This is a genomic window from Prosthecobacter sp. (assembly GCF_046154365.1).
Taxonomy (GTDB): domain Bacteria; phylum Verrucomicrobiota; class Verrucomicrobiia; order Verrucomicrobiales; family Verrucomicrobiaceae; genus Prosthecobacter.
On sequence record NZ_JBJXFV010000140.1, the window covers coordinates 41,986 to 56,572 of the forward strand.

Consider the following 14,587-nt stretch of genomic DNA (forward strand, 5'->3'; position numbering starts at 1 on the left):
GGATGAGTGCCTGGGGCGCTTGAGGCAAAGTGCTCAGTGCTTAGTGCTCAGTCGATGGAACGCGGGGACATTTGAACTGAGCACTGAGCACTATCGAGGCAAGGATGCGAAAACAGGATGGCGTGCATGTGAGTGCAATGGTGAAAGTATCGAGATCATTTTCTCCTGAAACCCATGTAGGCCTCAATGGCCTCCAGATAGGGCGCTTTGGTCGAAACCATCTCGTAAGTGATTCGGCGGCCCATGGCGTGCTGGCGGATGCCGTCGGTGAAGGCCTTCAGTTCGCGCTGATAGGCGGCGCGAATTTCCTCCGGCTCGACCTGAACTTCCTGATGGGTCTCCATGTCGCGAAAGCGTGCCACATTGACGGCGGGCAGGTCGAGTTCATCGGGATCGAGCACCTGGAGGATCATCACTTCGAAGCCGCGATGCAGGAACTGGCCGAGCGCATCGAACATCGCGTCCACATCGGTGCCGAGGAAGTCGGAGAGGATGACGATGCGGCCACGCTTGCGCATCTGCGCGGCGGCCTGCTGTAAGGCACGCGGGATGTTGGTGCGTTTGCCCGGCACTGGCGGACGTTCGAGCAGTTGCAGCAGCCGATGAATGTGGCGCTTCGTGCCGCCCGGCGGCACCTGGTCGATCATGCCGTCGGCAAAGAGGCCGATGGCGGCCTTGTCGCCCTGGCGGATCATCAAGTAGGCCAGCGCGGCGGCGATGCGGGCGACGCGGGAGAATTTGCGCTCACGCTTCGGCCCGGTGTAGTCCATCGACGGACTCGCATCGACGAGCAGATGCACGGTCATGTCGGTTTCTTCGAGGTATTTGCGCGAGTAGAGCTTCTTCGTGCGCGCATACACACGCCAGTCGATGTGCGCGATGTCGTCACCGTGTGCATAGGGCTTGTGCTCGACAAATTCGGCGCTGAAGCCGAAGTGCGGCGACTTGTGACGGCCCGCGAACCAGCCTTCGACGATGGTGCGCGCAAACACCATGAGGTTCTCGAATCGGGCGAGTTCGCCGGGATTGAGGAACTGGCTGGTGAAGAGATTCTTCTGCGGAATCGGCGGCGGCTGGCCGGTTTTGAGCGCGGCAGGCAATGGCGGCGGACGATTCCATGACGCCGGTGCCTGCTTCGCAAGGCGGAGCATGTCGGCGAAGGTGGCGTCCTGCTTCATGCGATCAATAAGCCGGTTCGCGCACGTCTTTGAGCACCATCGCGACAATCGCATGCGCGTCATGGCCTTCGCCGGTGGCACGGTAGTTCGGCACGATGCGGTGTGGCAGCACCACAGAGCAGACTTCGCGCACATCGCTGGTTTCAGGGGTCGCTTTGCCTTTGAGCAAGGCCAGCGCCTTCGCGCCAAGCACGAGATATTGCGAGGCACGCGGCCCGGCACCCCACTCGATGTAGGTTTTCGCCGCCTTCGAGGCACCTGCGACATGCGGACGTGTGGCGGTGGACAAAGCGACGGCGTATTGCATGACGTGATCGCTCACCGGCATGGCTCGCACAAGACGTTGTAGCGCGAGCAGCGTCTCGGCGTCGGTGACAGGCTGCAGTTCCTCCATTTCACCCATCGTGGTGCGGCGCACGATCTCGACCTCCTCGGTGGCGGCGGGATATTCGAGTTTCAGCGAAAACATGAAACGGTCGAGCTGCGCTTCCGGCAGGGGATAGGTGCCTTCGTGCTCGATGGGATTCTGCGTGGCGACGACGAGGAACGGCGCTGGCAGCTCACGCGTGCGGCGTGCGATGGTCACGCGGCGTTCCTGCATCGCTTCGAGCAGCGCGGACTGTGTTTTCGGCGGCGTGCGGTTGATTTCATCCGCCAGCAGCAGGTTGGTGAAAATCGGGCCTTCCTGAAACTCAAACTCCAGTTTGCCGCCTTCATCGCGCAGCAGTTCGCTGCCAAGGATGTCCCCGGGCATCAGATCGGGCGTGAACTGGATGCGGCGAAAGCCCATGCCCAGTGTGGCCGCGAGCGAGCGCACCAGCAGCGTCTTTGCCAGGCCCGGCACGCCGATGAGCAGGCAGTGGCCGTTGGCAAACAAGGCCGCCAGCAGCTTCCGCACGATGTCTTCCTGACCGACGATGGCCTTGGAGATTTCCGCCGTGAGTTGCTCGAAGACGGCTTGCGCATCGGCAGGGGTGAGATCAGGCAGCGCAGAAGAGTTCGAGGGGGAGTCGGTGGGATTCACGCAGGAGTTGATTTGGAATATTCCTGCTTGGAATAACAAATCGTGACGGCCGCGACGAGACAAATGTTCCAGACGCGTCGCAAACTGCCTTTCTGATTGCGGCAGCGGCCCCACGCTTCACAATGCGCGCCACCATGTCGCCCCGCGTTGCCATCTCCGCCTTGTTCCTTCTTCTCAGCGTGTTTATCACCGGCTGTGAAACCACCGGCCTCTCCCCCCAGCAGGCGCTGTCGGTCGATGTGCGCCGTCGGCAGATCGCCATGGAGCCGCGTGGCGACTTTTACGTCGGTCGCCGCTTCTACATCGACCACACGCACCTGTGGGGCTACCTGCGCAGTCCAGGGCAGGACTGGAACACTGCGAAGCTCGTCATCATGAACGAGCGCTACCAGAAAATCCCGAACCGCCTGCCGGAGCAGCCAAGTGACGGCGGCTATGCCTACGGCGACGACCACAACACCGAATACCGCATCTGGGGCCGCTACACGGGCCGCAAGGTGTTTGATCCTAACAGCAACCTCGTCCTGCCCGAGTTCGAACTGCGCCGCTGGGAAGTCAGCAATGCCAGCCCCGGCTGGCTGTTCAAGCCCAACGAACGCTTCAATGGCTCGCAACTCCTGCGCGCCGAGCCGGGATCGACGCCATAAAGGCGTGATGACGAAATCCGAATGACGAATGTCGAATGACAGCTCGTCATTCTGAATTCGTCATTCTGAATTCTACCTTCGTCATTTTTTCCCATCATGCCCACGACCGACCTGATCGCCGATCTCGAATGGCGCGGCCTGCTCAAGCAGTGCAGCGACCTCGACGCCCTCAAAGCAGCCCTCAAGACGCAGCAGACCTTCTATTGCGGCTTTGATCCCACCGCAGACAGCCTGCACATCGGCAACCTGCTGCCGCTCATGGCCCTGCGCCGTGTGCAGGAGCATGGGCACAAGGCCATCGCCATCGTCGGTGGCGGCACCGGTTTGATCGGCGACCCCAGCGGCAAGGCGAACGAGCGCACGCTCAACACGCCCGAGACCGTCGCTGCCTTTGTGAAGCGCATCGAGGTGCAAATTAGGAGCATCCTCATTCCCGACAAGACCATCATCGAAGACAACGCCTCGTGGATTTGCAAATTGAGCGCCGTCGAGCTGCTGCGCGATGTGGGCAAGCACTTCACCATCGCGTGGATGCTCGCGAAGGAATCCGTCAGCGCTCGTCTCGAGTCCGGCATCTCGTTCACCGAGTTCACCTACATGATCCTGCAGTCGTACGACTTCGTCGTGCTCAACGAGCGCCACGGCTGCACCGTGCAGATCGGCGGCAGCGACCAGTGGGGCAACATGACCGCCGGCATCGACCTCGTGCGCAAACTGCGCGGCCAGCAGACCTTCGTCGTCACCTTTCCGCTCATCACGACGAGTTCGGGCAAAAAATTCGGCAAGTCCGAGGCCGGTGCCATCTGGATGGACCCCGCGAAGACGAGTCCGTATGCCTTCTACCAGTTCTGGGTGAATTCCGAAGACCCCGACGTGCCGCGCTTCCTGCGCCAGTTCACGTTGCTGACGCATGAAGAGATCGAAGCTATTGAGGCGGAGCACAACGCCCGCCCTGAACTCCGCAGCGGCCACAAACGCCTCGCCGCCGAAGTCACCCGCATGGTGCATGGCGAAGCCGAGCTGCAAAAAGTCATCCTCGCCTCCCAAGCGCTCTTTGGCGGCGCTGATCTCGCCACCGCCGATGTCAGCACCCTCATCGAAGCCACCGCTTCTGCTCCCAGCACCGAAGTCGATCTCGCCAACATCCCGCAGGTGGCCGATCTCCTCGTCACCCTCGGCCTCGCCACCTCCAAAGGCGATGCCGGCCGCTTGATGAAAGGCGGCGGCTTCTACATCAACAACCAGCAGGTGGATGCTGGCTCCGTGCCGACGCTGAGCGCCGATCATTTCCTCGGCGGCAGGCTCTGCATCCTGCGCAAAGGCAAGAAGAGCTACGCGACAGTGCGGGTGGCCGGGGCGTGAGGGGCGTCACGTTGACAAATGGCAGGTTACCCTCACCTTCCTGACATGCCTGCCACGATTGAAGCACCTACATCCTGGATTGAGTCCATCGGCGACTTCCGGCTGCCGCCGGAGACGGACAGGCAGCTTCAAAGCCTGATGGACCGCAACACCGAGGGGCTTCTGCAACCAGCGGAGAAAGAGGAGCTTTCCGCTCTCGCCGCGCTCAGCGAGGAAATCTCACTGCTTCGCGCCAAGGCATTGCAACTCCTTGGCAGGCGCCCTGCATGACTATTCCCGCCGCCTTGGCCGTGCTCGTGAAAGAACGCGCGGAACATCGCTGCGAATACTGCCGCATGAGCCAGTCGCTTCAGGGAGCGACGTTTCATGTGGAGCACATCATCCCCGCCACCTGTGGTGGCACCACCACCGAGGGCAATCTCGCGCTGGCCTGCCCAAGCTGCAATCTGCACAAATCAGACCGGTCGCATGTGCTGGATCCGGACACACAGGAGATGGCCGCCCTCTTCCATCCACGCAGGCAGCGCTGGTCGGACGAGTTTGTCTGGGAAGACCGGCGCATGGTGGGCATCACAGCAACGGGGCGTGCCACGATTCAAGCACTGGATCTGAACCATCCTCGCCGTCTCCGTGTGCGCGAGGCAGAGGCATTGTTCGGACTTTTTCCGTCAGGAGCTTGAAGCTTCCAAGCCGCCGGTGCTGCTCCCACGCTCACCGCCGATCATTTTCTCGGCGGCAGGCTCTGCATCCTGCGCAAAGGCAAAAAGAGCTACGCGACGGTGCGGGTGGCGGGGGGTGTGATGGATTGGCAGACTTGCTTTGGCGGTGCGGATGAACATACTTGTCCGCATGAATGAGTTCGACTGGTCCCAATGTGCTGCGGTCTGGCGTGATCCCGACCGCATGGCCGGACAGTGGTGTTTCAAACAGTCGCGCATGCCGGTGAAATTTTTGTTCTCCAATCTCAGCAAGGGCGTCACGCTCGACGAGTTCTGCGACTGGTTTCCGCCGGTGACCCGGGAGCAGTGTGAAGATGTGCTGGCCTTCGCCGCGCAGCGATCCGCCTTCAGCATGGCCATCGAACCGGGCCTGGCGGCATGAAGATTCTGCTGGATAACTGCACGCCGGGGCCGCTGCGCAAACACCTGACGGAGCACACCGTCATCCATGCCGCGAAGCTCGGCTGGGCGGCGCTGAGCAACGGCGACTTGCTGAAAGCTGCGGAAGCGGAGTTCGATCTGTTCATCACCTGTGACCAGAACCTGCGTTATCAGCAGAATCTGACCGGACGCCGGATCGCCATTCTGGAACTACGCATTCAGTTCTGGCCCGAGCTGGAACTTCTGGCGGATCAAGTCGCCTCCGCTGTCGCTGAAATGCAGCCCGGTGAATATCGCATCTTGTTTTGAACTGCTTTCCACATCATTGCCATGAGTCGTCTATTTGTCTTCCTGCTGTTGTCCGTGACTGCCCACGCCGAAGTCATCGAAGCCGATCTGCTCATCGTCGGCGGCAATGAATCCGGCTGTGCCGCTGCGGTTCAAGCCGCACGGCTCGGCGTGAAGCGCATCGTGCTGGTGAACGACATCGACTGGCTTGGCGGCCAGTTCAGTGCCGAGGGAGTCGGCTGTCCCGATGAATGGACCACGGTAAATGGCCGCCGCGTGAATTTTCCGCGCAGCGGCATCTACAGCGAGGTGATCAACCGCATTCGTGCGCACAACTCGCAGACCTACGGTCTTCCCGCGCCCGGCAACGCCTACTGCGGCACCGAAACCATCGAACCAGCGGCTGCGGCGAAGATTTTTGAGGAACTCGTGAAGCCTTACGTCTATGCCGGCGTGTTGCGGATCGAACGCGGCTGGCAGCCGGTGCAGGTGCAGGTGGAAAAAAATGCGGTCACTTCGGTCACGTTTCATCGGTCAGACTTGTCGGACAAGTCTGACCGGTCCGACCTGACCATTCGCGCGAAGCTCACGCTCGATTCCTCCGACTGGGGCGATGTCATCCGGCTCAGCGGTGCCAAATACGGCGCCGGGGCCGATTTGAAATCCCGCTTTGCTGAAGCGAGCGCTCCCGCGACCTACGACGACGCGGATCAGCAGGAGATGAACCCGCTGTCCTGGTGCCTGGTGCTGCGTGAGGCCGGGAAGAACAGCGCCATTCCCAAACCCGCGACTTACGATCTGCGTTCCTTTGCCCAGCTCGACAAAACCCCGCCGTGGGTGGACAGCGACATGAGCGCGGGCATTTACAGCCAGTCGGGCTGGAGCGTTTACACGCATCGCCGTCTGGTGGATCGCTGGCACAACGATCTGGCCGCCGGCACCGAAGCGACGTTCCTGAACTGGCCGGTGCAGGATTATCCGCTATGCCAGTTGCCGCAGCGTGTCGTGGATGCGCTCGAAAAAACCGCACCGGGCTCCTCGAAGAAAAACATCGTCCATCTCACGCCTGCACAGCGGCAGATCATCTTCGATGACGCGAAGCAACATGCGCTCAGCATGCTTTACCATCTGCAAACCGCCGTGCATGATCGTGTGGGCGACTTCCCGCAGACCTTCCGCTACATGCGGCTCACCACCGAGTTCGGCACGCCCGATCTGCTGCCGCCGAAGCCGTATGTGCGCGAGGGCTTGCGCCTCGAAGCTCTCTACATGCTGCGCGAGCAGGACATCCGCGCCGAAACCCGCGAACCCAAGTGGGCGAAGGTGCTGGTGCCGGATGGCGTGTTCGGTTTTCAGTTCAACATCGACTTCCATCCCACGCGCCGCCGTTTCATCGACGCAAATCACAATGGCCCGTGGTTGTATGTGCAGACGCCGTCACGCGGCTGGCACACCGACACTGATCGCGCGATGTTTCCGCTGCGTGGCCTCGTTCCAGTGCAAATCAACGGCCTGCTCGGCTGCTCCAAGAACATCGGCGTCAGCAGCATCGTGCAGAGCGCGCTGCGGTTGCATGGCCAGATGATGCACGTCGGTCAGGCCAGCGCCACGCTCGCCTGGCTCTGCCTGCGCGACGGCCTGCAACCGCGTGCCGCAGCCGCGTCGCAGAAGCACTGGCGTGAGATTCAGCTCCGCCTCGTGCGCGGCAGCGGCGGTCCTGGCGTCTTGATCTGGCCCTGGCAGGACCTGCCCACCGACGCGCTGCACTTTGAAGCCGCGAACATGCTTGCGGTGCGTGGTATCTGGCAGGCGGATGCGGACAGCGTCTCGTTTGGCGCGGATCAGCTCATGACACGCCGTGAACTTGCCCGCGTGCTTGCGCGTGTCGTGCGGGCGCAACCCAACACGCCACAATGGGTCATGATTTCGGCTCCGCGCTTCACGGATGTCGTCCAAGACGACGCGGATCGTGCCGCCATCGAATCGCTGTGCTCCTGGGGCATCGAGACCAAGGACAAAACCTTCAACCCCGACACCAAGGCGGACTGGGGCACACTCTACCGCTGGTCGCTGGCTTTGAAGCTGCCTGCCAATCGCGGTCTCCTCGCCAAAGACACCGCCCAGCGTCCGCTCACGCGTGCGGATGCGGTGATTCAGCTCTGGAACATGCTGCGCAAGCACGGTGAGTGGCTGAACGAGGACGATGCGTGGCTGCAGCCCGACAACGATCACGATGAAGACGAGCGCAAGGATCTCGACGACCCGCTGCCCTTCGACAGCAACAACAACAACGTGCCGGATCGTCTCGAATACCTGCCTTGAGCATTGAATGTGCTCAACTCACCGGTGTGAGCAGCACTTTATGCACATCGAGCACGGCGCTCTTCACTTTGGTCACCGGATCAATGACGAGGCGCTGTTTGCCAGCCTCCTTGATCTCGACTTCACCCACTTGTGCTTCGGACCATTTCTGGAAGCCGCCGGTGTCCTTCACGGTGAACTTCAGTTCCTGCGCGCCGAGCTTCACAGCGACTTCACTGCCTTCATTGCCCGTACCGCAGCCGTGGACGACTGAGACCTTGTAGCGGCCCGGTTTGACGGTTTCGAACTCCCATTCGGCGATGTCGTCCTCACTCGTCCAGAAGCCGAGGCAGTTTTTTTCGGCCTTCGGCTCGTAGCGCATGTTTTCCGACCAGGTCGTGGCGTTGCCAGCTTCGAGCACGATATTGCCGTCGGCAGATTGCACTGGCGCAGGACCTTCGGGAGCAGGAACGAAGGCCACCTCATGAATTTCGAAGCCGGGTTCATTGCCGGTTGCCGCTGCATAGAGCGCGAAGGGGTACTGGCCGTTCTTGTCCACATACACGGTGCCATAAACGGCACGCTTGGGCTGGCTGGAGGCCACCAATGTTTTTTTCAGCGGCTGCTGGGCGAAGCGAAACTGCGTGCCAAGCGTGGCATTGCGGAGTGTGTAAGTCACTCGCACCTCATAGCGGCCCCAGCGCTTCGCGTTGAAGGCCGTGCAGTCGTATTGATCCCAATGCTGCTGGTTCGTGTGCTTGATGTCCGCTGGATTGATAACGATGACGCCGCGCGTCGGCTCGTCAGCACGCACTGCCGGTTCCTCGCTGCCAAAGCCGTTGAGATCCACCGGCGCGGCAGAGAACACGGGATCGGCTGGTTTGACCGGTGCCGGGACGGGAGTTGGAGCCGCAGGCTTTTCTGCCACGGGTGCAGGCGGTGCTGCTGCTGGTGTTGGCTGTGCCGCAACGGGCTGTTCCGTTTTGCCGCAGGCGTTCAGAAGGAGAGTGAGCGCAAGAGCGCCGGCGGCGTGGATGAGGACGTGGCGTTTCATGGTGGTCAGGGCCGCCATGATGCAGTCACCGGGCAGGTCCGGCAACCGAAACACACAGGGACTTTCGCCCCCATGCGCCTCGCGCTGCACCACCAGTGACTCCACAAAAACGCAGCGATGAGCAGAAGCGCCGGTACTTGTTCTCGCCTTTAACCGCCCTGCAAGTCAGCGCTCACGACCTCGTTTTCTGACCTCATGAAATTTCTCCTCTCTGCACTCAACTGCGCCCTCTTTGGTTCACTGCTCGCCGCATCTCCGCCTAACTTCCTGCTCATCTTCGCAGATGACCACGGCTACGGCGATGTCTCTGCCTACCACGCCGCCGATGTGCGCACGCCGAACATCGACCGCATTGGCACCGAGGGCATGCTGTTCACGGCGATGCGGGCGAACTGCACGGTATGCTCGCCATCGCGCGCGGCTCTGCTCACGGGGCGCTATGCGGATCGCGTGGGTGTGCCGGGCGTGATCCGCACGAAGCCAGAGGACTCCTGGGGCTACTTCAAACCGGGTGTGCCGACGATGGCGGATGAATTGAAGAAAGCAGGCTATCACACCGGCATCATCGGAAAATGGCATCTCGGCCTCGAATCGCCGAACACGCCGACTGAGCGCGGCTTTGACCACTTCCACGGCTTCCTCGGCGACATGATGGACAGCTACACGACGCATCTGCGCCAAGGAGACAACTACATGCGCCTCAATGCCGAAGTCATCGATCCGAAAGGCCATGCGACGGACATCTTCACCGACTGGGCGGGCGATTATCTGCGCGAGCGGGCAAAGTCGAAGGACAAACCGTTCTTCCTCTACCTCGCCTACAACGCGCCGCATTTCCCCATCGAACCGCCTGCCGAATGGCTCGCGAAAGTCAAAGTGCGCGCGCCGCAGCTCGCTGAGAAGCGAGCGATGAACGTGGCCTTCGTCGAGCATCTGGATGATCGCATCGGGAGAGTGCTCGCCGTGCTCAAAGAGACAGGTTTGGAGGAAAACACCGTGGTCGTCTTTAGCGCGGACAACGGTGGCTCCGTGCCTCATGCGCAGAACAACGACCCGTGGCGCGGTGGCAAGCAGGATCACTATGACGGCGGTCTGCGCGTGCCCTTCATGCTACGCTGGCCCGCGCAGATCAAAGCCGGCAGCCGCAGCGACTATCAAGGTCTCAACTTCGATCTTTTTCCCACCTTTCTCGAACTCGCCGGAGCGAAGCCCTCGCCCGAACTCGATGCTGTGAGCCTCGTGCCCGTCCTCAAAGGCGGCAACGTCACCACGTCGCGCGATCTTTACTTCGTCCGCCGCGAGGGGAACAAGACCTATGGCGGCAAAAATTATGAGGCCCTCATCCGCGGTGACTGGAAGCTGATGCAAAATGACCCCTTCAGCCCGCTGGAACTCTACAACCTGAAGAACGACCCGCAGGAGCAGACCAATCTCGTCACGAAGGCCCCGAAGATCTTCAATGAACTGTCTGAGACGCTCAGGAAGCACATTCAACGTGGCGGCAGCACGCCATGGCAAAAACCGTGATGCTTCGGGAACAATACAGGTGAACAATCGTTTTGCGTCCCGATCACAAGCGTTGGGAGGATCAGCGCGAGATCGCTTCGTACGACTACACCGCTTATCGTCCCGTATGATTCGGGCGATGACCACGGCAAGATGCCCGAGCCCGCGTTTCCGCTGCTGCTGAAATTTATCGAGACAAACGAGGCTGCTTCTGGCAAAAAATAGGCCATGATCATCTACGGAACCGCGCTTCTCGCCATCTGCCACTTACTCGGCATCATCATTGGCGATCTCATTGGCCGCGCGCTCGGGATGCAGACGAATGTCGGCGGCGTGGGCATCGCGATGCTGATGCTGATCTTCGCTCGCATCTATCTGCACAAGAGTGGTCGCCTCTGCGCCATCTCGGAGAGCGGTGTGCATTACTGGGGCGCGATCTACATCCCGGTCGTGGTCGCGATGGCGATGCAGCAGAATGTGGTGGCGGCCTTGAAGGGCGGTCCGGTGGCGCTGATCGCGGCGGTGGGTAGCGTGGTGCTGTGCGGGCTGTTTGTGTCGTTCATCAATCGCATGGAACCCAAAACGGAAGTTGAGGAGGATGGCAAATGATGTGGGAGATGCTTGAAAAAGCCGCCAAGGAGAACGGACTCGTCACCGCGTTCGCCGTGGTGGGTTTGGTGATGCTCGTGTCGGGTGTGATCTCGCGGCGGCTGACCTTTGGTCGTGTGCAAGGATCGGCGATCGCCATCCTCATCGGACTCGCGCTGGCGTATGTCGGCGGCAAGATGTCAGGCGGCTCGAAGGGACTCGCTGACCTCGCCCTGTTCAGCGGTGTCGGACTCATGGGCGGCAACATGCTGCGTGACTTCGCCATCGTGGCGACGGCGTTTGAAGTTCATGCTGAGGAGGCGAAGAAAGCGGGCTGGATCGGTGCCATCGCCTTGCTGCTGGGCACGGTGCTGCCGTTCATCGTCGGCGTGGCGGTGGCCTGGGCCTTTGGTTATCGCGATGCGGTGAGCATGACCACCATCGGCGCTGGTGCGATCACCTACATCGTCGGACCCGTGACGGGTGGAGCGATTGGCGCGACCTCCGATGTGATGGCGCTGAGCATCGCCACTGGCGTGATCAAAGCCATCATCGTGATGGTCTCGACGCCCGTCGCTGCGAAATTTCTCCGCCTCAAGACGCCACGCTCCGCCATGGTCTTCGGCGGCCTCGCTGGCACCGTCAGCGGTGTCTCCGCCGGACTCGCGGCCACGGATCGTAAACTGGTGCCCTATGGCGCACTGGTGGCCACCTTTCACACCGGACTCGGCTGCTTGATGGGGCCGTCGGTGTTGTTCTTCATTGTACGCGCTCTTGTTTGAATCCCATGACTGAACTCCCTCTCATTGCCCGTGCTCGCACACACAGTGCCTCCATTGCGTTTCGCTCTGGAACGACGACTCACACTTATCAGGACATCTTGGATCGCTCGGAGGTGCTTGCGCCGGCATTACTCGGCGAAGCAGATGACTTGAATGAAACTCGTGTCGCCTTGCTGCTGCCAGGCGGCTTTGAGTATGTGGCGGCGCAGTGGGCGATCTGGCGTGCGGGTGGCATCAAGCTGCCGATTTGTTTGTCCGCCACGGAGCCGGAGTGGGAGTATGCGCTCACGGATTCTGGCGTGAGCATCGTCATGGCTGATGCAGCGATGGCTTCGAAGATTGCACCGCTCTGTCAGCGGCTCGGCGTGCGTTTGATGGACATTGATGCGATCACTTCGGCACCAACAAAGACTCTGCCAGTCATCACTCCCGACCGCAGAGCAATGATTCTTTACACCAGCGGCACGACGAGCAAGCCCAAGGGCGTGGTGACGACGCATGCAAACATTCAGGCGCAGATCGAGAGCCTCGTGCAGGCCTGGGAGTGGGCCGCTAGCGACCGCATCCCGCTGTTTTTGCCGATGCATCACATTCACGGCATCATCAACGTCACAAGCTGCGCGCTATGGTCCGGCGCAATGATCGAGCCATTCACGCGCTTCGATTTGAATGCGATTCTCGAACGCGTGCGTGCCGATGCCTACACGCTCTTCATGGCCGTGCCGACGATCTATGTGAAACTCATCCAAGCTCTCGAATCGGTCTCAGAAAGCGACCGCGTAGGCATCGTGGCCGGTTTCAAACGCATGCGCCTCATGGTCTCCGGCAGCGCCGCCTTGCCCGCGAGTGTGCATGAACAATGGACCGCGCTCACCGGCCAAAAATTGCTCGAGCGCTACGGCATGACCGAGATCGGCATGGCTATCTCAAACCTCTACCATGGCGAGCGCCGACCCGGAGCTGTGGGTGCGCCGTTGCCGGGTGTCGAAGTGCGTTTGAAGACTGAAAACGGCCCAATCATCACTGCCGAGGACGAACCGGGCGAGATCCAGGTGCGCGGTCCCGGCGTCTTCGCGGCCTACTGGAACCGCCCCGAAGCCACCGCTGAAACCTTCGACGGTGATTGGTTCCGCACTGGCGACATGGCGGTGCTGGAGCGTGGCTACTACCGCATCATGGGCCGCCTGAGCGTGGACATCATCAAGAGCGGCGGCTACAAACTCAGCGCCCTCGAAATCGAAGCCGCATTGCTCGATCACCCGCTCATCGCCGAATGCGCCGTCATCGGCCTGCCGGACGAAACTTGGGGCGAGGCCGTCACGGTGGTCATCGTTTTGAAAAACGGCACGCTGGAGCTGCCTGAGTTGCGTGATTGGTGCAAGGGCCGCCTCTCCGTCTATAAAATCCCGCAGCGTCTCAAGATCATGAGCGAGCTGCCACGCAACGCCATGGGCAAGGTCACGAAGCCAGCCGTGAAAGCTTTGTTTTAAAAACCATCCCATGCGCCCACTTCTTCTCCCGCTCATCCTTTCGATTACTGCGTTGGCAGAAGACAAACCCTTCACCATGCTCACCGACGAGCTGCTCGCGAAGCTCCTCGAAGCCCAGCGCACCGAATGGACCGCCTACATCGCCAAATCGCGTGCCTTGGCCGAAACCGAGCACCGCATCCTCGATGCAGAACGCACCAAGGCCGAGGCCAAGCCCGCGCCGGGCAATCGCGCCGAGTTTGAGTTCGATAGCGACACGCCTGCGGAGTGGTTCGCCAGCGCGGAGAACCAGAAGCTCGCTGAAATCGTCATCAGCTACCAGACGCCGACCGGCGGCTGGTCAAAAGCAGTCGATTACACGAAAGGCCCGCGCCAACCCGGCACGCACTGGACCGCTCAAACCGGCGACGCCTGGCACTACTGCGGCACCTTTGACAACCGCACCACGACCGAGCAGATCAAGTTCCTCGCCGGTGTCTTCACCGCCACGAAACGCGACGACGTGAAGACCGCGCTGATGAAGGGCCTCGACTACATTTTCGCCGCGCAGTATCCGAACGGCGGCTGGCCTCAAAACTACCCCGTCGAGCGCGGCTACCACGAGGCCATCACGCTCAATGACGACGCTATGGTGCACATCCTCAAGGTGCTGCACGATTTCGCCGAAGGCGACAACCACTTCGCCTTCGCCGATGCCGCGCTGAAGCAGCGTGCGCAGGTCGCTTTCGACAAAGGCATCGCCAACATCGCCGCCATGCAGGTCCGCATCGGCGGCCAGCCCACCGTCTGGTGCGCCCAGCATCATCCGCTCACGCTTGAACCCGTCAAAGCCCGCGCCAAAGAGCCGCCATCCCTCAGCGGCGGCGAGTCTGCGAACCTCGTGAAGTTCCTCATGCGCAGCGGCCCCACCACGCCCGAGGTCGTCGCCATGATCGAGTCCGCCCTGAAGTGGTTCGACGCCCACCGCCTCACCGGCCTGCGCAAAACGAAGAACGACAAGGGCAAGACCGATTACATCGCCGACCCCGCCTCCACCGACGTGCTCTGGGCCCGCTTCTACGACCTGCAAACCGCCAAACCCATCTTCGCCGGTGCCGACGACGGCATCGTCTATTCCACTTTCCAAGAAATGGCCGCCAAAAACAAAGTCGCCTACGACTTCTTCAGTACCCGCCCCGCCGAACTCCTCGGCAAAGAACTCCCGAGGTGGAGGAAGCGGCTGGAGAAGGGGAAGTAAGGCAAAGTGTTCACCACGCCGCAACACCAG

At 61.2% G+C, this 14,587-nt stretch carries 15 protein-coding genes; 12 read left to right on the forward strand and 3 right to left on the reverse strand.

What is annotated here, in order from left to right:
- Positions 1 to 155: 155 nt before the first annotated feature.
- Together ACKVY0_RS17835 and ACKVY0_RS17840 are read right to left on the reverse strand one after the other, a co-directional pair.
- Positions 156 to 1,178 carry a DUF58 domain-containing protein gene (locus ACKVY0_RS17835; protein ID WP_409216182.1) on the reverse strand — a complete coding sequence of 341 codons (1,023 nt, stop codon included), beginning with the start codon at positions 1,176 to 1,178 and terminating at the stop codon, positions 156 to 158.
- A 4-nt stretch (positions 1,179 to 1,182) separates the two neighbouring features.
- A complete protein-coding gene (locus ACKVY0_RS17840; protein ID WP_409216232.1) occupies positions 1,183 to 2,166 on the reverse strand; it encodes an AAA family ATPase in 984 nt (327 codons plus the stop codon).
- Between the two features lie 170 nt (positions 2,167 to 2,336).
- Here ACKVY0_RS17840 and ACKVY0_RS17845 point away from each other — a divergent pair, with 170 nt between their 5' ends.
- The 7 genes from ACKVY0_RS17845 to ACKVY0_RS17875 all read left to right on the forward strand — a co-directional run bounded on the left by ACKVY0_RS17845 (position 2,337) and on the right by ACKVY0_RS17875 (position 7,921).
- The gene (locus ACKVY0_RS17845; protein ID WP_409216183.1) at positions 2,337 to 2,849 is read left to right on the forward strand and encodes a hypothetical protein; all 513 of its coding nucleotides are present in this window, start codon (positions 2,337 to 2,339) and stop codon (positions 2,847 to 2,849) included.
- A 96-nt stretch (positions 2,850 to 2,945) separates the two neighbouring features.
- Positions 2,946 to 4,211, forward strand: a complete 1,266-nt coding sequence (gene tyrS / locus ACKVY0_RS17850; RefSeq protein WP_409216184.1) for a tyrosine--tRNA ligase — start codon at positions 2,946 to 2,948, stop codon at positions 4,209 to 4,211.
- Positions 4,212 to 4,256: 45 nt separating this feature from the next.
- Positions 4,257 to 4,481: a hypothetical protein gene (locus tag ACKVY0_RS17855; RefSeq protein WP_409216185.1), complete on the forward strand. Its 225-nt coding sequence runs from the start codon at positions 4,257 to 4,259 to the stop codon at positions 4,479 to 4,481.
- Positions 4,478 to 4,891: an HNH endonuclease gene (locus ACKVY0_RS17860; RefSeq protein ID WP_409216186.1), complete on the forward strand. Its 414-nt coding sequence runs from the start codon at positions 4,478 to 4,480 to the stop codon at positions 4,889 to 4,891. The genes ACKVY0_RS17855 and ACKVY0_RS17860 overlap by 4 nt, the downstream gene beginning before the upstream one ends.
- Positions 4,892 to 5,042: 151 nt before the next feature.
- On the forward strand, positions 5,043 to 5,312 hold the full coding sequence (locus ACKVY0_RS17865; protein ID WP_409216187.1) for a DUF433 domain-containing protein: 270 nt from the start codon (positions 5,043 to 5,045) through the stop codon (positions 5,310 to 5,312).
- A complete protein-coding gene (locus ACKVY0_RS17870) occupies positions 5,309 to 5,620 on the forward strand; it encodes a hypothetical protein (RefSeq protein WP_409216188.1) in 312 nt (103 codons plus the stop codon). Before ACKVY0_RS17865 ends, ACKVY0_RS17870 begins: the two co-directional genes overlap by 4 nt.
- 21 nt (positions 5,621 to 5,641) lie before the next feature.
- On the forward strand, positions 5,642 to 7,921 hold the full coding sequence (locus ACKVY0_RS17875; protein ID WP_409216189.1) for an FAD-dependent oxidoreductase: 2,280 nt from the start codon (positions 5,642 to 5,644) through the stop codon (positions 7,919 to 7,921).
- Between the two features lie 13 nt (positions 7,922 to 7,934).
- Here the strand turns inward: ACKVY0_RS17875 and ACKVY0_RS17880 are convergent, their stop codons facing one another.
- Entirely contained in the window at positions 7,935 to 8,954 is a 1,020-nt protein-coding gene (locus ACKVY0_RS17880; RefSeq protein WP_409216190.1) for a DUF5077 domain-containing protein, read from the reverse strand.
- 195 nt (positions 8,955 to 9,149) lie between these two features.
- On the opposite strand from ACKVY0_RS17880, the gene ACKVY0_RS17885 reads away from it, so the two are divergent.
- The 5 genes from ACKVY0_RS17885 (at position 9,150) to pelA (ending at position 14,557) form a co-directional block, all read left to right on the forward strand.
- Positions 9,150 to 10,481, forward strand: coding sequence for a sulfatase (locus tag ACKVY0_RS17885; protein WP_409216191.1), 1,332 nt, complete (start codon positions 9,150 to 9,152; stop codon positions 10,479 to 10,481).
- A 207-nt stretch (positions 10,482 to 10,688) separates the two neighbouring features.
- Positions 10,689 to 11,069, forward strand: coding sequence for a malonate transporter subunit MadL (gene madL / locus ACKVY0_RS17890; RefSeq protein ID WP_409216192.1), 381 nt, complete (start codon positions 10,689 to 10,691; stop codon positions 11,067 to 11,069).
- Positions 11,069 to 11,830, forward strand: coding sequence for a malonate transporter subunit MadM (gene madM / locus ACKVY0_RS17895; protein ID WP_409216193.1), 762 nt, complete (start codon positions 11,069 to 11,071; stop codon positions 11,828 to 11,830). Before madL ends, madM begins: the two co-directional genes overlap by 1 nt.
- Positions 11,831 to 11,835: 5 nt before the next feature.
- Complete coding sequence (locus ACKVY0_RS17900) at positions 11,836 to 13,320, forward strand: acyl-CoA synthetase (protein ID WP_409216194.1); 1,485 nt, start codon at positions 11,836 to 11,838, stop codon at positions 13,318 to 13,320.
- Positions 13,321 to 13,330: 10 nt separating this feature from the next.
- On the forward strand, positions 13,331 to 14,557 hold the full coding sequence (pelA, locus tag ACKVY0_RS17905) for a pectate lyase (protein ID WP_409216195.1): 1,227 nt from the start codon (positions 13,331 to 13,333) through the stop codon (positions 14,555 to 14,557).
- Positions 14,558 to 14,587 lie beyond the last annotated feature (30 nt).